Origin of the sequence: Streptomyces sp. BV286, assembly GCF_019090165.1 — a bacterium.
Taxonomy (GTDB): Bacteria; Actinomycetota; Actinomycetes; order Streptomycetales; family Streptomycetaceae; genus Streptomyces.
This window is the reverse complement of sequence record NZ_JAHRIB010000147.1, coordinates 11348-29171: the sequence shown is the minus strand read 5'-3', so window position 1 is coordinate 29171 and position 17824 is coordinate 11348. Positions and strand designations below refer to the sequence as shown.

The following is a 17824-nucleotide window of genomic DNA, read 5'->3' as shown; positions in this document are numbered from 1 at the left end:
AGGCCTGGCTTTCACAACGCTTTTCACACAGGCGCGCGGAGGGGGGAGGATAGGCGCATGCAGCCACGGAACATGTCCATGAGCGGAGTCGTCGACCTCGCCGCGGTGAAAGCGGCCCAGGAGGCCAAGGCGAAGGCGGAGCAGGCGCGCGCCGAAGCGGCACGGCAGGGCGGCGGGGCCGTCCCCGCGGTGTCCGCGTCGAGTCTCGTCATCGACGTCGACGAGGCGGGTTTTGAGCGGGACGTCCTGCAGCGCTCCACCGAGGTGCCGGTCGTCATCGACTTCTGGGCCGAGTGGTGCGAGCCGTGCAAGCAGCTCAGCCCGCTCCTGGAGCGCCTCACCGCCGAGTACAACGGCCGGTTCGTCCTCGCCAAGATCGACGTCGACGCGAATCAGATGCTGATGCAGCAGTTCGGGGTCCAGGGGATCCCGGCGGTCTTCGCGGTGGTGGCGGGTCAGGCCCTGCCGCTCTTCCAGGGCGCCGCTCCCGAGGCGCAGATCCGAGGCACCCTGGACCAGCTCGTGCAGGTCGCCGAGGAGCGCTTCGGGCTCACGGGCCTGACCGTGGACCAGGACGCCCGCCCCGGAGAGGCCGACACGGCCCCCGAGATGCCGGCCGGCCCGTACGACGCGCTGCTCGAAGCCGCCGTACGAGCCCTGGACGCCGGTGACTTGGCCGGCGCGGTCCAGGCGTACAGGAACGTGCTGGGCGACGATCCGGAGAACACGGAGGCCAGGCTGGGGCTCGCCCAGGCCGAGTTGCTCCAGCGGGTGCAGGGTCTCGACCCGCAGCAGGTGCGCAGGGACGCCGCGGACCGGCCCGGTGACGTACCGGCGCAGATCGCCGCCGCCGACCTGGATCTGGTGGGCGGTCATGTCGAGGACGCCCTCGGGCGGCTCGTCGACGCCGTGGCGCGTACGGCGGGTGACGACCGGGACGCGGCGAGGGTGCGGCTGCTGGAGCTCTTCGAGGTGGTCGGCACCGACGATCCGAGGGTGACCGCCGCCCGCCGGGCACTGGCCCGGGCCCTGTTCTGACCAGTCGTTAAACGCCGGGAACCGTGGTACCCGAGTGGCGGAATGTGGCGAGAGAGCGACACTGCGGCCGCGCTTTACCAAATCTTGGTAAACGCGGCCGCTGTTACTTGGAGTAAGTCGCGGGCGGTGTTCTGTCGGATTCCGTCCAAAGTTCGATCACTTTGTCACCTACCCCGGGGCCACCCTGAGTTGTCGGCCGATACCGAGGGGTCGTTGTTCGGTTATCCGGCCGTTACTAGCCAGTAACGAACCCCCTTGTGCGGGCGGCGAGAATGCACCACGATCGGCGACGCTCGGTCCATTTCCCTCCCCCGACAACCACTCGGGTCAGCGGGTTGCCTTGGGTCCCCACCGAGTAGGGGCGGCGGCAGTGGCGCCGGTCCTTGGACAGGGGGGTCTTCGCCGCTCGGCGGAGCCTGTCCGGCAGGTTGTGCGTGAAGTGTTCAGGCGCGACCAGTGGTTGTCGCTCGGGGGTGATCGCCGGTGATTCGGGAGCGTTGCGCCTCCGGGTCGGGCGCTCTCCTTCCCGAGGACGTAGCACTTCTCCCATCCCTGCCCGGCTGAGCCGCCGTCTGGAGGCAGCCAGGGCCGGAGATGTACGTCCGAGAAGGAGGAAATATGGAGTCCCAGGTGCGTGGCGGGACCAGATGGAAGCGGTTCGCCGTCGTCATGGTCCCGAGTGTGGCCGCGACGGCGTGCATAGGCATCGCTCTTGCACAAGGCGCTCTCGCCGCGTCGTTCAGCGTGTCGGGTCAGTCGTTCAAGGTGACGGCTGACCGCCTCGACGGTACGGGCTTCTCGCAGTACGGAGCCATCGACCAGGGGTACACGCTCAAGGGCGAGAAGACGGCGCACCCGGTTGCGGTGTCGGCGTTCAAGAACGCCTCGATCAAGAACATGTGCCAGTCCGTTGTGACCCCGGACATCCCGCTCATCGGTTCCGTCAGCCTGATGCTGAAGGCCGGCGGCGGCGACACGCCGGTACAGGCCGAGAACCTGTACATCGACGTCGAAGAGCTGCAGGCCAACGCGACCTTCCGCAACATCGACATCGGTGTTGCGGCCAAGGACGCCAGCAAGGGTCCGGGAATCGCCAAGGGTGACACGGCGAACCCCTACGGCTTCGCCCAGCAGGCCGACTCGGCCACGCTGACCGACGTGAAGCAGACGGCGTGGGCGACCACCGCCGGCACCTTCAAGCTCAGCGGCCTCAAGATGTCGCTGTCCAAGGGTGTCAAGGAGTGCTACTAAGCACTCCCTGGGCGGGTGAGGGAGCCTGTGCTGCCTCGCCCGCCCGTCCTTACTCGTAGTACGTGAACCTCTCACAGCAACGCCGTTCCAGGGAGCTGTTTCCATGAGCGCCGAGACTCCTGCCGAGACTCCTGCCGCGCGCGGTCAAATCGTCTACTGGCGGCTGCGGTTCCGTGCCTGGCGGGGTGGCCGGCCGTTCTGGGCCGGCCTGTTCATCCTGCTCGGCGGATTCCCGATCGCGTACTTCCCGTACGCGAACCTTCAGATCGGGCATCTCACGCTGGCCATGGCGACGACCGCGGGCGCCGGTTCGCTCATCATCGGCGTGCTCCTGGGCGTTCTCGGAATCAGCCTCTGGTACCAGAAGCACGTGCGGGTCTTCGCCGGTGTGGCGGCGATCCTGCTCGGGCTTGTCTCCATTCCGGTGTCGAACCTCGGCGGCTTCCTGATCGGCTTCCTGCTGGCCCTGGTGGGCGGCGGGATGGCCGTGTCCTGGGTGCCGGGCGAGCAGTCGGCCGCAGGGCCGGCCGAGACGGACCGTGCGGACAAGGGAGGCGTTCCGCAGGCCACCACGGCCGACGGGACGAGCGAGCCGAACGATCTGTCAGGAACGATCCCGACCAACGGGGCGAACGGGAGGCACAGTGCCGGCTGACGAGGTCCAATACGCGGACTCCGCGGGCGAGTCCCGTGAGAGAACCGGGCCGCGGCACGCTGCCCCCAAGAAGCCCTTGTTCACCAGGCTCAACGTGCCCGCGGGCAAGGCGATAGCCATCGCGTCGATGCCGACCGCGATCCTCATGGGCATGGGGTTCACGCCGACGCTCGCCCAGGCCGACGACAAGCCGTCCTCGAAGAACCTCACGATCGACGAGTACAAGGACTGCGTCGAGGCGCTGGACGCGAGCGACAAGGCCGACGAGACCGACGAGGAGAAGGACCCCTCGGCGACGCCGTCGCCCTCCGCCTCGACGAGCGCTCCCGCGTCCGGCGACGAAGAGGGTGCCTCGGACGAGGACCCCGCGGACGAGGACCCCGCGGACGACGGCTCGACGGACAACGGCTCTTCGCCGGATTCAGGTTCCGACGACAAGCCCGAGCCCAAGCCGTCCCCGTCCACGAGCGCGCCGGCCGAGTCCGCGGAGGACGGTGCGTCCACCCCGACGCCCACCCCGTCCGAGACCGGCAACGTCCTGGACGACATCGGCAACGCGCTGGAGGACATCTTCACGCCCGGCGAGAAGGAGTCCGAGACTCCCACCGCGGAGCCGTCCGCCACCCCCACGCCGTCGGCCACGGAGGGCCCCTCCGACGAGGCCGGGGACGCGAAGGACCCTGCCGAGGACACGGCCGGCAAGGCCGACGACCCGGCCAAGGACGTCACCGACACGGCGTCCGGGGCGGCCGAGGACACCGCGGACAAGGCGGAGGACGCGGCCGGCGAGGCCACCGCCTCCCCGTCGCCCAGCCCGTCCGCGAGCGCCACCACGGACCCGGACGACTGCCCGGCGGCCACGGACGACGAGAGCGGCGTCGAGAAGGGCATCCCCGCCCTGGCCGACGACCCCTGGGTGCTGGAAGCCAGCTCGCTGCTGCTCAAGGGCGCCGACTACCAGGGCATCGTCAAGGTGAAGACCGCCAACGGCACGGTCAAGGAGGTCCTGAAGTACGTGGTCTCCGACGGCACCGACATCGGCGATCTCCACCAGACCGTCGACGACAAGGACGCCGGGGTGAAGTACCACGTCCAGGCCGGCAAGGGTACGACGTCCACGATCACCGACGGCAAGACGGTCATGTACACGGAGAGCATCTCGGGCAACCTGCTCGGTCTGATCCCGGTCACGTTCGACCCGAAGCACCCGCCGCCGCTGAACATCCCGCTGATCTACTTCACCAAGGTGAAGGTCGTGCAGGCCGCCCAGTTCGGCGGAACGCTGACCGTCCCCGGGATGCACCAGTTCAACACGCCGCTCGGATAGACCCCGAGGGCTGCATCGACGTCGCACGGGGTGTGCCCCGGTCTCCGCTCGCGCGGGGGCCGGGGCACACCCCGTCCCGTACCGGCTGTGCGCACCGGAACGCCTGAGGGCGCCCCCGCGCGGCGGGGGCGCCCTCAGTGACGTACGAGCGGTCGTACGGGCCGCACGCGCCCGTACAGGCGGTTCAGCCGCCCAGGTGGTGCACGCGGACCATGTTCGTGGTGCCGGGGACGCCGGGGGGCGAGCCGGCGGTCATCACGACGATGTCGCCCTCACTGAGGTAATCGATCTTGCGCAGTTCGTTGTCGACCAGCTCGACCATCTCGTCGGTGCTCTTCACGAACGGCACGATGTACGACTCGACGCCCCAGCTCAGCGAGAGCTGGTTGCGGGTGCCCTCGTCCGTGGTGAAGGCCAGGATCGGCTGGGCGGCGCGGTAACGGGACAGCCGGCGGGCGGTGTCGCCGGACTGGGTGAAGGCCACCAGGCCCTTGCCGCCCAGGAAGTCCGCGATCTCGCACGCGGCGCGGGCCACCGAACCACCCTGCGTACGCGGCTTCTTGCCGGGCACGAGCGGCTGCAGGCCCTTGGAGAGCAGCTCCTCCTCGGCCGCGACGACGATCTTCGACATCGTCTTCACGGTCTCGATCGGGTACGCGCCCACGCTGGACTCGGCGGACAGCATGACCGCGTCCGCGCCGTCCAGGATCGCGTTGGCGACGTCGGACGCCTCGGCGCGCGTGGGGCGGGAGTTGGTGATCATCGACTCCATCATCTGGGTCGCGACGATCACCGGCTTGGCGTTGCGCCTGCACAGCTCCACGAGGCGCTTCTGCACCATCGGGACGCGCTCCAGGGGGTACTCGACGGCCAGGTCGCCGCGGGCGACCATGACGCCGTCGAAGGCCGCCACGACGGCCTCCATGTTCTCCACCGCCTGGGGCTTCTCCACCTTGGCGATGACGGGGACCCGGCGGCCCTCCTCGTCCATGATCTTGTGCACGTCGTTCACGTCGTGGGCGTCGCGCACGAAGGAGAGCGCCACCAGGTCGCAGCCCATCTGCAGGGCGAAGCGCAGGTCGTCGACGTCCTTCTCGGACAGCGCGGGCACGTTCACCGCCGTGCCGGGCAGGTTGATGCCCTTGTGGTCCGAGATCACACCGCCCTCGATGACGACCGTCCTGACCCGGGGGCCGTCGACCCCGACGCACCGCAGCTCGACGTTGCCGTCGTTGATCAGGATCTGGTCGCCCTTGGAGACGTCACCCGGCAGACCCTTGTACGTGGTGCCGCAGATCGACTTGTCGCCCGGCACGTCCTCGGTCGTGATGGTGAACTCGTCACCCCGCTCCAGCTCCACGGGGCCCTCGGCGAAGGTCTCCAGCCGGATCTTCGGGCCCTGGAGGTCGGCGAGGACCCCGATGGCACGGCCCGTCTCCTGGGCGGCGGCCCGGACCCGGTCGTAGCGGCCCTGGTGCTCGGCGTGCGAGCCGTGGCTGAAGTTGAATCGGGCCACGTTCATGCCGGCCTCGATCAGCGAGACGAGCTGCTCGTGCGAGTCGACGGCTGGGCCCAGTGTGCAGACGATTTTGGAACGGCGCATGGGGGCGATCCTATCGGTTTGTTTCGCTTCGGAATATTCCGTCTGGCGGAAGATACAAATGGGCGGGTGTGCGCTCAGGCGTGGCCCTGACCGGCTGTTTTCCTCGGCGTTCTCATACCTGCTGTTTCGCTGCTTCTACTGCTTCTGCTGCTTCCGGGACCGGCCGCGCCCTTTCAGGCGTTGCCGCCTCCGACGAGCGCGTACGTCTGGTCGGCGATCTCCAGTTCCTCGTCGGTCGGTACGACGGCCACCGCGACCCGCGCGCCCTCGGGCGAGATCAGCCGCGGCTCGGCGGACCGTACGGCGTTCAGCCGGTCGTCGACGGCGAGGCCCAGCCCCTCCAGTCCCCGGACGGCGGCCTCGCGCACCGGAGCGGCGTTCTCCCCGACCCCGGCCGTGAAGACGACCGCGTCGACCCGGCCGAGTACCGCGTAGTACGCGCCGATGTACTTCTTCAGTCGGTGTATGTAGATGTCGAAGGCGAGCTGCGCCTGCGCGGCGTCCGCGCCGCCCTCGTCGATGCGGCGGCGGATCTCCCGCATGTCGTTGTCGCCGCACAAACCGATCAGACCGCTCTTCTTGTTGAGAAGAGTGTCGATCTCGTCCATGGACATCCCGCCAACGCGCGCCAAATGGAAAATGACCGCGGGATCCATGTCTCCGGAGCGTGTACCCATCACGAGCCCTTCCAAGGGAGTCAGTCCCATGGAGGTGTCCACGCAGCGGCCCTTCTCGACCGCCGACGCCGAGGCGCCGTTGCCCAGGTGCAGCACGATGACGTTCACGTCCTGCGGGGCGCGGCCGAGAAGGCGGGCCGTCTCGCGGGACACGTACGCGTGCGAGGTGCCGTGGAAGCCGTACCGGCGGATGCGGTGCTCGTCGGCGGTCCTCACGTCGATCGCGTAGCGGGCGGCGGCCTCCGGCATCGTCGTGTGGAACGCCGTGTCGAAGACCGCGACCTGCGGGAGGTCCGGGCGCAGCGCCCGAGCGGTACGGATCCCGGTGAGGTTGGCCGGGTTGTGCAGGGGCGCCACCGGGATCAGGCGCTCGATCTCGGCGAGGACCGCGTCGTCGACGACGGTCGGCTCGGTGAAGGACCGGCCGCCGTGCACGACGCGATGGCCGATCGCGGCCAGCTCCGGGGAGTCCAGGCCGAGTCCGTCCCGGGACAGCTCCTCCGCGACGGCCCGCAGCGCCGCCTCGTGGTCGTCGATCCGGCCGGTCGTCTCGCGGGCCGTGCCCCCCGCGGCCAGCGGGGAGTGCTTCAGCCGGGAGGCCCCCTCGCCGATGCGCTCGACGAGACCGGCGGCCAGCCGGCTGCCGTCGCTCATGTCGAGCAGCTGGTACTTCAGCGACGAGGAGCCGGAGTTCAGGACGAGGACACGGGTGGCGCTCACTGGACGGAAGCCTTCGGGGTCGGGGACGGTTCCTTGGACGCGGGCACGGCCGAGGGCCGCGCCTGGGCCTGGATCGCGGTGATGGCGACGGTGTTCACGATGTCCCCGACGAGCGCGCCGCGGGACAGGTCGTTGACCGGCTTGCGCAGGCCCTGGAGGACCGGTCCGACGGCGATGGCGCCGGCGGAACGCTGCACGGCCTTGTACGTGTTGTTGCCCGTGTTGAGGTCCGGGAAGATCAGGACGGACGCCTGCCCGGCGACCTCCGACTCCGGCAGCTTGGTCGCGGCGACGGACGGCTCGACGGCCGCGTCGTACTGGATCGGGCCCTCGATCCGCAGATCGTCGCGGCGGGCGCGGACCAGCTCGGTGGCCGTACGCACCTTGTCGACGTCCGCCCCCGAACCGGAGGTGCCGGTCGAGTAGGAGAGCATCGCGATCCGCGGCTCGACCCCGAACTGCGCGGCGGTGGCGGCCGACTGGACGGCGATGTCGGCCAGCTGCTCGGCGTTCGGGTCGGGATTGACCGCGCAGTCGCCGTACACGAGGACCTTGTCGGCGAGGCACATGAAGAACACCGAGGAGACGATGGATGCCTCCGGCTTGGTCTTGATGATCTCGAAGGCCGGGCGGATGGTGGCCGCCGTGGAGTGCACGGACCCCGAGACCATGCCGTCGGCGAGGCCCTCCTGGACCATCAGCGTGCCGAAGTAGTTCACGTCCGCGACGACGTCGTACGCGAGCTCGACGGACACGCCCCGGTGGGCCCGCAGCTCGGCGTAGCGCTCGGCGAACCGGTGGCGCAGCTCCGAGGTCTGCGGGTCGATCAGCTGGGCACTGCCGAGGTCGATGCCCAGGTCGGCCGCCTTCTTGCGGATCTGGTCGACGGGGCCCAGCAGGGTCAGGTCGCAGACTCCCCGGCGCAGCAGCACCTCGGCGGCGTGCAGGACGCGCGCCTCGGTGCCCTCGGGCAGCACGACACGGCGCATGTCGGAGCGGGCCCGCTCCAGGAGCTTGTGTTCGAACATCATCGGCGTGACGCGGCCGCTGCTGGGCGCCGAGACGCGCTTGAGCAGGTCGCCGGTGTCCACGTACCGCTCGAAGAGACCGAGTGCGGTCTCTGCCTTGCGGGGCGTGGCCGCGTTCAACTTGCCTTCCATGGCGAAGAGTTCGGACGCCGTGAGGAAGGAGCCGGTCTCGACCGCGATCACCGGGGTGCCCGGGGCGAGGCGGGCGGCCAGGGTGAGGACGAGGTCGCTGGGGCGTTCGTTCAGGGTGAGCACGACGCCCGCGATGGGCGGGGTGCCGGCGCTGTGCGCGGCCAGGGCGCCCACCACGAGGTCGGCGCGGTCGCCGGGTGTGACGACCATGCAGCCCGGGGTCAGCGCGCCCAGGAAGTTCGGCAGCATGGCGCCGCCGAAGACGAAGTTCAGCGCGTCGCGCGCGAGCCCCGCGTCGTCGCCGAGCAGCACCTTGCCGCCGAGCGCGTGGGTGATCTGGGCGACCGTCGGCGCGGAGAGCGCGGGCTCGTCCGGCAGCACGTAACAGGGCACCGGCAGGCGGTTGTCGAGCAGCTCGTGTATGTCGGCGCGGTCGGCGGGGGCCACCCGGTTCACCACCATCGCGAGCACGTCGCAGCCGAGTCCGTCGTAGGCGCGGAACGCGTTGCGGGTCTCCGCGAGCACCGACTCCGAGGTCTGCTTGCGGCCGCCCACGACGGGGACCACGGCGGCGCCGAACTCGTTCGCCAGGCGGGCGTTGAGCGCCAGCTCGTCCGGGAACTGCGTGTCCGCGTAGTCCGTACCGAGGACGAGGACGACGTCGTAGTCGCGGGCCACCCGCAGGAAGCGGTCGACGAGCTGCGAGACCAGCTCGTCGGTGCCCTGCTCGGCCTGGAGCGCGGACGCCTCGTGGTAGTCCATGCCGTAGACCGTCGCCGGGTCCTGCGCCAGGCGGTAGCGGGCTCGCAGCAACTCGAAGAGACGGTCGGGCCCGTCGTGCACGAGAGGCCGGAACACCCCCACCCGGTCGACCTGGCGGGTCAGGAGCTCCATGACCCCCAGCTCGACGACCTGGCGGCCGTCACCGCGGTCGATCCCGGTCACGTACACGCTGCGCGTCACGCGTGCTCTCCGTTTCCTCCGATATCGGTAAAAAGGCAGCCGTCATCGTCGGCTGAGCCCTCTTGACAATACCTCCGGGCCTGGTTAAGGCGCCCGTCAGTCCGGGGGCGGACGGCCTCTCCGGAGCGGGTGAGCAGGGGCTTCGGGGGGCGTGCGGGCGGTCGAAGGGGGCGCGCGGGGCACGGACAGCGGCCCCCTGCAGCCCGTGAAACAATCGGACTGGCTCTCAGGCACCACAGGAAACACAGCCCAACAGCGAGCAGGAGACACAGCACGATGCGTATCGGAGTTCTCACCGCAGGCGGCGACTGTCCGGGGCTGAACGCAGTGATCCGGTCGGTCGTGCACCGGGCAGTCACCAACTACGACGACGAGGTCATCGGTTTCGAGGACGGCTACGCGGGACTGCTCGACGGCCGCCACCGCACCCTCGACCTGGACGCCGTCAGCGGCATCCTCGCCCGCGGCGGCACCATTCTCGGCTCCTCCCGCCTCCAGCGCGACCGCCTCCGCGAGGCCTGCGAGAACGCGCAGGACATGGCTCGTGAGTTCGGTATCGACGTACTGATCCCGATCGGCGGCGAGGGCACGCTGACGGCGGCGCGGATGCTGTCGGACGCGGGCCTGCCGGTGGTCGGCGTCCCGAAGACGATCGACAACGACATCTCGTCGACGGACCGCACCTTCGGGTTCGACACCGCTGTCGGGGTCGCCACGGAGGCGATGGACCGACTCAAGACGACCGCCGAGTCCCACCAGCGGGTGATGGTCGTCGAGGTCATGGGCCGCCACGCCGGCTGGATCGCCCTGGAGTCCGGCATGGCGGCCGGCGCCCACGGCATCTGCCTGCCCGAGCGGGCCTTCGACCCGGCCGACCTGGTCAAGATGGTCGAGGAGCGCTTCGCGCGGGGCAAGAAGTTCGCCGTCATCTGTGTGGCCGAGGGCGCCCACCCCGCCGAGGGCTCCATGGACTACGGCCACGGCGACATCGACCAGTTCGGCCACGAGCGCTTCCAGGGCATCGGAGCGGCGCTGGCGTACGAACTGGAGCGCCGCCTCGGCAAGGAGGCCAAACCGGTCATCCTCGGCCACATCCAGCGGGGCGGCACGCCGACCGCGTACGACCGGGTGCTGGCGACGCGCTTCGGCTGGCACGCGGTGGAGGCCGCTCACCGGGGCGAGTTCGGCCGGATGACGGCCCTGCGCGGCACGGACGTGGTCATGGTGCCGCTGGCGGAGGCGGTCACCGAGCTGAAGACCGTGCCGAAGGACCGGATGGACGAGGCGGAGTCGGTCTTCTAGTACCGCGGCACCAGGGATTCCCACGGGCCCGCGGTGCCGGCCGCCGCGGCCCGGGCCCGGCCGGCCGCGCCTCGACGGCCCGGGCGGGGCTCAGTAGGCGCTGTCGCGCCGGACCGTCCACCAGAAACGGTCGACGATCCGGTCCAGGAAGTCCCGGCCCGCGTCGTCGGCGTCCGCGGCCGCCGCACCGGCGCCCCAGGTCAGCGTCGCCACCATCCGGCCCTGGTACTCGGCGTGCAGCGCCCGCAGTGTGTGGCCCACGAGCCGGCGCTCCATCGGCAGCAGCTTGCCCACCGGGCGGACGTACGCCTGCCAGCGTGTCGTCACCGCGCTGCGCAGCATCTCCGCCAGCTTCGACTCGCGCCCGGTGACCGTGACGAGGTCCGCCAGCGAGAGGTCGAGCACCTCGGCGAGCGCCGACGCCTGCCGCTCGCTGCCGCGCCACTCGTCGGCCTCCTCCATCCGTACGTACGCGAGGAGTTCGAGGCCCACGGCGCGCGCGACGTCCTCTGCCGCGAGGCCCCGGGCCGCGCGGTGCTCGCGCAACGTCCGGGGCGCGCCGATGAGGTCACCCGGGGAGCACCACAACACGCCCGCGAGCGCGGTGAGTTCGCCGTGGCTGGGAGTGGCCAGGCGCCGCTCCCAGGCGACGACCAGGTCGGGCGTCACATGGGGCAGTCCGAACGAGGTCCGCATCCCGTAGGCGACGTGCTCGGGCCCCATGCCGAGGCCGTCGCGGAGCTTACGGGCGGCCGGGGCGTCGAAGGGCGGGGTGGGCTGATGGTCCGACGGTTGGTGCACGCGCACAACGTATGGGTGGCGGACTGCGGTGACTACGGTCTGTTCGGCCAGGATCACGGATTGTGCGAACCTACGGTTTCGGATGCCTGTCCGGGTCTGTTCGGAGTGGCTGGAGACCATCGGGCGGGCGGTCGGCGCGGGTGATCGCGAGGGGCGGTGAGGGGCCCGTACGGGCGGGCCGGAAGGCGGGTCCGCGGTTGGCAAGCGCCGTGAGCAGGATCGACGGGCATATTCGCGAGCGGCTGCCGGGCGCCGGACCTCCGGCGTCCGGCGACCGTGGGCGCGGACGGGGCGCTGCGGGTGTCGCCCGTGTGGGCGGACGTCGAAGACGAGTACGTCATGGCCGACACGTCGGTCGGCCGTGTGAAGGAGGAAAACCCGCGGCGCAATCCTTGCGGTTCGCCCTCCCGGCACGACGTCCGCGGCGGCCGGTCCGTCGCCCGGTCCGCCTCCACCTATCGGCAATTCGCACGCACCGGCGGGCCGCGATCGGGATTCCTGTTCCTTCGCGGCCTCCTATCCCTTCACGGCCCCGCCCAGGGCGAAGCCCCCGCCCAGCCGCCGGGCCACCAGTACGTACAGCAGGATCACCGGTGTCGAGTAGATGATCGAGAAGGCCGCCAGCTGCCCGTAGACCACCGTCCCGCGGTTCCCGAAGAAGTCGTTGATGCTGACCGACGCCGGCATCTGGTCCGGTGTCAGCAGCAGCATGAACGGGACGAAGAAGTTCCCCCACATCATCACGAACGCGAAGACGGTCACCACCGCGACGCCCGGCCCCATCAGCGGCAGCACGATACGCAGCAGCGACTGGAACGACGAGGCGCCGTCCGTCCAGGCCGCCTCCTCCAGCTCCTTAGGCACCCCGTCCATGAAGTTCTTCATCAGCCAGATGGCGAACGGCAGTTGGGACGCGGCGAAGAAGAAGATCGTGCCCCGCATCGTGTCGATCAGGTTCACCTGGACGAACAGCGCGTACACCGGAACCATGATCGCCGTGATCGGCAGGCTCGTCGCGAACAGGATCGTCAGCAGGAACGGCCTGTTCAGGCGTGAGCGGAAACGGGAGAGCGGATACGCGGCGAGGGCCGCGCAGACCACCGTCAGCAGCGTCGCGCTGCCGCACAGGATCAGGCTGTTGAGCAGGGGAGTGAAGGTGATCTCCGGCTTCAGGACCGCGTCGAAGTTGTCGAGGGTGACACCGTCGGGCAGCTTCACCTTCAGTCCGGCGTGCGGGTCCAGGGCGGACAGGACCACCCAGGCCAGCGGGAGGACGAAGGCCGCCGCCACGAACAGCAGGCCCGCGTCCGCCGCGTGACGGCGGTTGTCGCGACGGGAGTTGAGGGTCCGGCGCGCGGCCATCTCAGACCTCCGTCCGCAGCAGGCGCATGTAGACGAGCGAGAACAGGGAGCCCACCACCAGCAGCAGCAGGGCGACCGCCGTGCCGTAGCCGATCATGCTCTTCTGGAAGGCCTGTTCGTACATGAAGAGAGGGAGGGTCTGGCTGCGGTTTCCCGGGCCGCCCCGCGTCATGACCCAGATCAGGCCGAAGACCGAGAGGGTCTGGAGGGTGTTGAGCATCAGGTTCGTGCCGATGGAACGGCGGATCATCGGGAGCGTGATGTGCCACATGCGACGCCAGCCGCCCGCGCCGTCCACCTCCGCGGCCTCCGTGATCTCCTTCGGGATCTCGTTCAGGGCGGCCGAGTAGACCAGCATCGAGAAGGCCGTGCCCCGCCAGACGTTCGCGAACGACACCGCCAGGATCGGGAGCGTGAACAGCCAGTTCTGGGAGGGGAGATGGAGCCAGTCGAGGACGGCGTTCAGGGTGCCCTCGCGGCGGAAGAACGCGTAGAGGAGGAAGCCGGCCACCACTTCCGGGAGTACCCACGCCGTGATGACGATTCCCCCCACGACCGTACGCACCGGCTTCGACGCCCGCTGCATCAGGGACGCCAGCGCGAGCCCCAGCGTGTTCTGGCCGACCAGCGACGACAGCACCGTGAACACCAGCGTCAGCCACACGGCGTTGAGGAACGCCTCGTCGCGGAAGGCGGTACGGAAGTTGTCGAAGCCCGTGAAGGACGACTCGGCCTGGCCGGTGAGTTGGAGGTCGGTGAAGGCGATGTAGGCGCAGTACGCGATGGGGCCGGCGAGGAACAGGATCAGCAGGACGAGGGCGGGGGCGACGGGAAGGGCCCGGGAGAGGGCGCGCACCGGGCTGGAGCGGCTGACCGCTCCGACGCCCGCTCCGCGCCCGCCGAGGCCGGGTGTCCGCCGGGTGACGCTCACCCGGCGCTCACTTCTGGATGATCTGGTTGTCCGTCGCCGTCTTCAGTTCCTCGTCGTAGCGGCTCGCCGCCTCCTCGACCGAGCTGTCACCCGTCGTCACACCCTCCATGGCCTCCTGGATGGCCGTGGAGACCCTCGGGTACGCGGGATACGCAGGGCGGTAGTGCGTGTTCGCCACCAGCTCCGTGAAGAACTCGATGCCGGGCTGCGCCTGCACGTACGCCGGGTCCTCGGCCACGTCCGTGCGCACCGAGATACCGGAGTTGGCGATGTACCACTTCTGCGCGTTCTCCTTCGTCTGCATCGTCTTGATGAAGTCGAACGCCAGGTCCGGGTTGGCCGCCTTGCTCGGGATCGCCCAGGTCCAGCCGCCCGACATGCTCACCTTCCCGGGCGCCTGGCCGTCCTGCGTCGGCATGTACGCGAGACCCAGCTTCTCGGACCACTCGGGCCACTCGTGGCCGCTGCCCTCCAGCCAGTCCTGCGGGAGCCAGGAGCCGTCCAGGTTGATGCCGAGCTTGCCCTCGGGGAGGAGCTCACCGCGCACCCTGGTCGCGAAGTTGGGGTCGAGGGCGTCCGACACGTCCGGGCCGAGCTTCTCCTTGAAAATGGTCTCGACGAACTCGAGCGAGTCCCTGAAACCCTCGCTCCCGGTGATCCACTTCTCGGACTCCGTGTCGTACAGGGGGCTTTCGGTGGCGCCGGTGGCCGTCCCGTACAGGAGCATCTCGAAGCCCTGCATGGTGGCCGCCTCACCCGCGGGCTTGCCCGTGTAGACGTTCATGGGGATGACGCCGGGGACCTTCTGCTTGATCGTCCGGGCCGCCGTGAGGACGTCGTCCCAGGTCTTCGGCTGCCAGTCGGCCGGCAGACCGGCCTTCTTGAAGATGCCCTTGTCGAACCAGAGGCCCCGGGTGTCCGTGCCGTCCGGCACGCCGTACGTCTTCCCGTCCTGCGCCTTCGCCGCCGACTTCGCCGTGTCGACGAACTGGTTCCAGTCCTCCCACGTGTCGAGGTAGGGGTCCAGGGGCTTGAGATACCCGCTGGTGATGTCGGAGTTGATGAGGAAGGTGTCCTCGTAGACCAGGTCGGGGGCCGTCTTCGGGGAGCGGAGCATCTGCTGCAGCTTCGTGTAGTACTCCGAGTCCGGGGCCTTGATCGGCACCAGCTCGACCTTCTTGCCCGGGTTGGCCTTCTCGAACTGCTCCTTGACGTCGGCGAGATACGTGTCCATGACACGGATCGAGTTGTCCGTCGACTGTTTGTAGGAGACCTTCACGGTGTCCGGATCGCTGCCGGACTCGCTGCCGCAGGCGCTGAGCACGGCGGCCGAGAGCACGGTCGCGAGAAGAAGGGGAACGGCGGTGGGGCGCACGGGCAGGACCTCCTGCTGGCCGACGCCTTCGGCGTCGGGGTTCGGCTGCCCCGAGAACCTAAGAGGAGTGGTCGGCTCAGGTCAATGACCTTGCGCAGATGGCCGGTTACGGCCAGTGTCGGTGAACACCCGGCGGGCGGCTATCCCTTGACCCACCGGTACTGCAACTCCGGCCGCCCCACCTGCCCGTACTGGGGACTCCGGCCGGCCCTCCCGGCGTCCACCAGGTGTTCCAGATACCGCCGGGCCGTGATCCGCGAGATGCCCACCGCCTCGGCCACCCCCGTCGCGGTCAGCCCCTCCTCGGAGTCCCGCAGCGCGTGCGTGACCTTCTCCAGGGTGGGCGAGCTCAGCCCTTTGGGCAGGGCCGCGGGGCCGGGGGCCCGGAGCGTGGCCAGGGCACGGTCGACCTCGTCCTGGCCGCTGGCCTCACCGGCCGCGGCGTGGAACTCGGCATAGCGGACGAGCCGGTCCCGGAGGGTCGCGAAGGTGAACGGCTTGAGCACGTACTGCACGACCCCCAGGGACACACCCTCCCGCACGACCGTGAGGTCGCGCGCCGACGTCACCGCGATGACGTCCGCGTGATGGCCGGCCGCCCGCAGCGAGCGGGCCAGCTGCAGACCGTGCACGTCCGGCAGGTGCAGGTCGAGGAGGAGGAGGTCCACGGGCATGCGGTCCAGCGCGCGTCTCGCCTCCGCGCCGGTGTGCGCCTTGCCGACCGCGGTGAACCCGGGCACCCGCCCCACGTACAGGACATGCGCGTCCGCCGCGACGGGGTCGTCCTCGACGACGAGGACGCGGATGTCCTGGGACGGGGAAGGCGTGTTCATACGGTGCCTCCGTGTGGCGTCGGCGCGGGCTCGGAGTCGGACCCGGGCGCGCTGCCGGGCTCGGGCCCGGACAGATCGGGCCCGGACCCGGGCTCGCGTGCCGGTCCGTGCCCGCCCGCCGACCGGGGTTCGCGCGCCGGTCCGGAGCCGGGTGCGGGGTCCGGAGCGGAGTCGGGTCCGGCGTGGACCTTAGTCCCTTCCCGCGCCGCGGGCGGCAACGGCAGCCGTACTTCGAAGGACGCCCCGCCCCCGGGGGCCTCCGACACGGTCAGCGTGCCGTCGTGACGGGCCACCGCCTGCCGTACGAGGGCCAGGCCGAGGCCCCGTCCACCGGGCCCCGAGGGCTTCGTGGACCACCCGCGCTGGAAGACCATCTCCGAGTGGGCCGGATCCACCCCCGCACCCGTGTCGGTGACCCGCAGGACGAGGCCCCGCGTGTCCGCGAGCGCGGTGACGGTCACCCGGGCGCCGACCGAGCCCTGCGCCGCGTCCACCGCGTTGTCGATCAGATTGCCCAGGACCGTCACCAGGTCACGTGCGGCGAGCGACTCCGGGAGCAGGCCGTCGTCGATGCTGCTGTCCTCGGACACCACCAGTTCGACCCCGCGCTCGTTCGCCTGGGCGGTCTTGCCCAGGAGCAGCGCGGCGAGGACGGGCTCGCTGACCGCCGCGACCACCTGGTCGGTCAGCGCCTGGGCCAGCTCCAGCTCGGCCGTGGCGAAGTCGACGGCCTCCTCCGCCCGGCCCAGCTCGATCAGGGAGACGACCGTGTGCAGACGGTTCGCGGCCTCGTGCGCCTGCGAACGCAGTGCCGTGGTGAAACCGCGCTCCGAGTCCAGCTCGCCCATCAGGGACTGGAGCTCCGTGACATCACGCAGGGTCACGACCGTGCCCCGGCGCTCACCGCCCGACACCGGCGAGGTGTTCACCACCAGGACGCGCGACTCGGTCAGGTGCACCTCGTCCACGCGCGGCTCGCCGGACAGCAGCGCCCCCGTCAGCGGCGTCGGCAGGCCCACCTCCGCCACCGAGCGGCCCACCACGTCGTCCGTCACGTCGAGCAGCTCGCGCCCGCCGTCGTTGATCAGCGCCACCCGGAACTGCCCGTCCAGCATCAGCAGCCCCTCGCGCACCGCGTGCAGGGCGGCCTCGTGGTAGTCGTGCATCCGGCTGAGCTCCGCCGCGTTCATCCCGTGCGTGGAGCGGCGCAGCCGGGCGTTGATGACGTACGTGCCGACGGCGCCCAGGGCCAGCGCGGCGGCAGCGACCCCGAACAGGGCCTTGAGCTGGCCCTCGACCCGCTGGCTTATCTCGTCGACCTTGATCCCCGCACTGACCAGGCCGACGATGCGGCCGTCGTCGTATATCGGTGTGACGGCCCGCATGGACGCGCCGAGCGTGCCGGTGTACGTCTCCGTGAAGGGATCGCCGAGGAGCGCGCGCCTGGTGTTGCCGAGGAAGTGCTTGCCGATCAGCTCCTTGTTGGGGTGCGTCCAGCGGATGCCCTCGGGGTTCATGATCGTGACGAAGTCGACCTGCGCGTCACGCTGCACCGTCAGCGCGTACGGCTGGAGCTCCTTCGTCGGGTTCTCGGTGCGGATGGCCTCCCGTACGGAAGGGGAGTCCGCGACCGAGCGGGCCACCCCCATGGCCTGACGGCCCGCCGCGTCCTCGGCCTGGCTGCGGTCGCTGACGTACGTGAAGAGCGCGCAGCCCGCGACCACGACCGCGACGAGCACGGCCTGCATGGCGAAGAGCTGACCTGCCAGGCTGCGGGGCCGGGGGGCACGGGGGAGGCGCATGCACTCAGTGTGCCCCTCCGGATA

General features: G+C 70.2%; 14 protein-coding genes. 5 read left to right on the top strand and 9 right to left on the bottom strand.

The annotated features are described in order from the left end of the window. The first annotated feature begins 57 nt into the window (after positions 1–57). The 4 genes from KUF83_RS23490 (at position 58) to KUF83_RS23475 (ending at position 4271) form a co-directional block, all read left to right on the top strand. The gene (locus KUF83_RS23490; protein ID WP_217456781.1) at positions 58–1038 is read left to right on the top strand and encodes a tetratricopeptide repeat protein; all 981 of its coding nucleotides are present in this window, start codon (positions 58–60) and stop codon (positions 1036–1038) included. 618 nt (positions 1039–1656) lie between these two features. Then, positions 1657–2289 carry a DUF6230 family protein gene (locus tag KUF83_RS23485; RefSeq protein WP_217456780.1) on the top strand — a complete coding sequence of 211 codons (633 nt, stop codon included), beginning with the start codon at positions 1657–1659 and terminating at the stop codon, positions 2287–2289. Positions 2290–2392: 103 nt separating this feature from the next. Continuing rightward, positions 2393–2944: a DUF6114 domain-containing protein gene (locus KUF83_RS23480; protein WP_217456779.1), complete on the top strand. Its 552-nt coding sequence runs from the start codon at positions 2393–2395 to the stop codon at positions 2942–2944. Beyond that, on the top strand, positions 2934–4271 hold the full coding sequence (locus KUF83_RS23475; protein ID WP_217456778.1) for a hypothetical protein: 1338 nt from the start codon (positions 2934–2936) through the stop codon (positions 4269–4271). Before KUF83_RS23480 ends, KUF83_RS23475 begins: the two co-directional genes overlap by 11 nt. A 184-nt stretch (positions 4272–4455) precedes the next feature. Here the strand turns inward: KUF83_RS23475 and pyk are convergent, their stop codons facing one another. The 3 genes from pyk to pta form a co-directional block, all read right to left on the bottom strand. Then, a complete protein-coding gene (gene pyk, locus KUF83_RS23470) occupies positions 4456–5874 on the bottom strand; it encodes a pyruvate kinase (RefSeq protein WP_217456777.1) in 1419 nt (472 codons plus the stop codon). A gap of 173 nt (positions 5875–6047) precedes the next feature. Next, positions 6048–7271 (bottom strand): acetate kinase, encoded by a 1224-nt coding sequence (locus KUF83_RS23465; RefSeq protein ID WP_217456776.1) that lies wholly within the window; start codon positions 7269–7271, stop codon positions 6048–6050. Then, a complete protein-coding gene (pta, locus tag KUF83_RS23460; RefSeq protein ID WP_217456775.1) occupies positions 7268–9394 on the bottom strand; it encodes a phosphate acetyltransferase in 2127 nt (708 codons plus the stop codon). The genes KUF83_RS23465 and pta overlap by 4 nt, the downstream gene beginning before the upstream one ends. A 276-nt stretch (positions 9395–9670) precedes the next feature. On the opposite strand from pta, the gene KUF83_RS23455 reads away from it, so the two are divergent. Beyond that, entirely contained in the window at positions 9671–10696 is a 1026-nt protein-coding gene (locus tag KUF83_RS23455; protein WP_217456774.1) for an ATP-dependent 6-phosphofructokinase, read from the top strand. Positions 10697–10786: 90 nt separating this feature from the next. Here the strand turns inward: KUF83_RS23455 and KUF83_RS23450 are convergent, their stop codons facing one another. The 6 genes from KUF83_RS23450 to KUF83_RS23425 all read right to left on the bottom strand — a co-directional run bounded on the left by KUF83_RS23450 (position 10787) and on the right by KUF83_RS23425 (position 17800). Further along, positions 10787–11503, bottom strand: coding sequence for a helix-turn-helix transcriptional regulator (locus KUF83_RS23450; RefSeq protein WP_217456773.1), 717 nt, complete (start codon positions 11501–11503; stop codon positions 10787–10789). 510 nt (positions 11504–12013) lie between these two features. Further along, a complete protein-coding gene (locus KUF83_RS23445; RefSeq protein ID WP_217456772.1) occupies positions 12014–12859 on the bottom strand; it encodes a carbohydrate ABC transporter permease in 846 nt (281 codons plus the stop codon). A gap of 1 nt (position 12860) precedes the next feature. After that, the gene (locus tag KUF83_RS23440) at positions 12861–13790 is read right to left on the bottom strand and encodes a carbohydrate ABC transporter permease (RefSeq protein WP_374106142.1); all 930 of its coding nucleotides are present in this window, start codon (positions 13788–13790) and stop codon (positions 12861–12863) included. 7 nt (positions 13791–13797) lie between these two features. After that, entirely contained in the window at positions 13798–15171 is a 1374-nt protein-coding gene (locus tag KUF83_RS23435; protein WP_217456843.1) for an extracellular solute-binding protein, read from the bottom strand. 134 nt (positions 15172–15305) lie between these two features. Continuing rightward, positions 15306–15998 (bottom strand): response regulator, encoded by a 693-nt coding sequence (locus tag KUF83_RS23430; protein ID WP_217456771.1) that lies wholly within the window; start codon positions 15996–15998, stop codon positions 15306–15308. Then, positions 15995–17800: a sensor histidine kinase gene (locus tag KUF83_RS23425; protein ID WP_217456770.1), complete on the bottom strand. Its 1806-nt coding sequence runs from the start codon at positions 17798–17800 to the stop codon at positions 15995–15997. Before KUF83_RS23425 ends, KUF83_RS23430 begins: the two co-directional genes overlap by 4 nt. Between the last annotated feature and the right edge of the window lie 24 nt (positions 17801–17824).

What these genes read in the sequence shown, in the direction of transcription:
- KUF83_RS23480 (WP_217456779.1), top strand. Translation starts at nt 2,393, where the DNA reads ATGAGCGCCGAGACTCCTGCCGAGACTCCTGCCGCGCGCGGTCAAATC.
- pyk (WP_217456777.1), bottom strand. Translation starts at nt 5,874, where the DNA reads ATGCGCCGTTCCAAAATCGTCTGCACACTGGGCCCAGCCGTCGACTCG.
- KUF83_RS23445 (WP_217456772.1), bottom strand. Translation starts at nt 12,859, where the DNA reads ATGGCCGCGCGCCGGACCCTCAACTCCCGTCGCGACAACCGCCGTCAC.
- KUF83_RS23430 (WP_217456771.1), bottom strand. Translation starts at nt 15,998, where the DNA reads ATGAACACGCCTTCCCCGTCCCAGGACATCCGCGTCCTCGTCGTCGAG.
- KUF83_RS23490 (WP_217456781.1), top strand. Translation starts at nt 58, where the DNA reads ATGCAGCCACGGAACATGTCCATGAGCGGAGTCGTCGACCTCGCCGCG.
- KUF83_RS23455 (WP_217456774.1), top strand. Translation starts at nt 9,671, where the DNA reads ATGCGTATCGGAGTTCTCACCGCAGGCGGCGACTGTCCGGGGCTGAAC.
- KUF83_RS23485 (WP_217456780.1), top strand. Translation starts at nt 1,657, where the DNA reads ATGGAGTCCCAGGTGCGTGGCGGGACCAGATGGAAGCGGTTCGCCGTC.
- KUF83_RS23425 (WP_217456770.1), bottom strand. Translation starts at nt 17,800, where the DNA reads ATGCGCCTCCCCCGTGCCCCCCGGCCCCGCAGCCTGGCAGGTCAGCTC.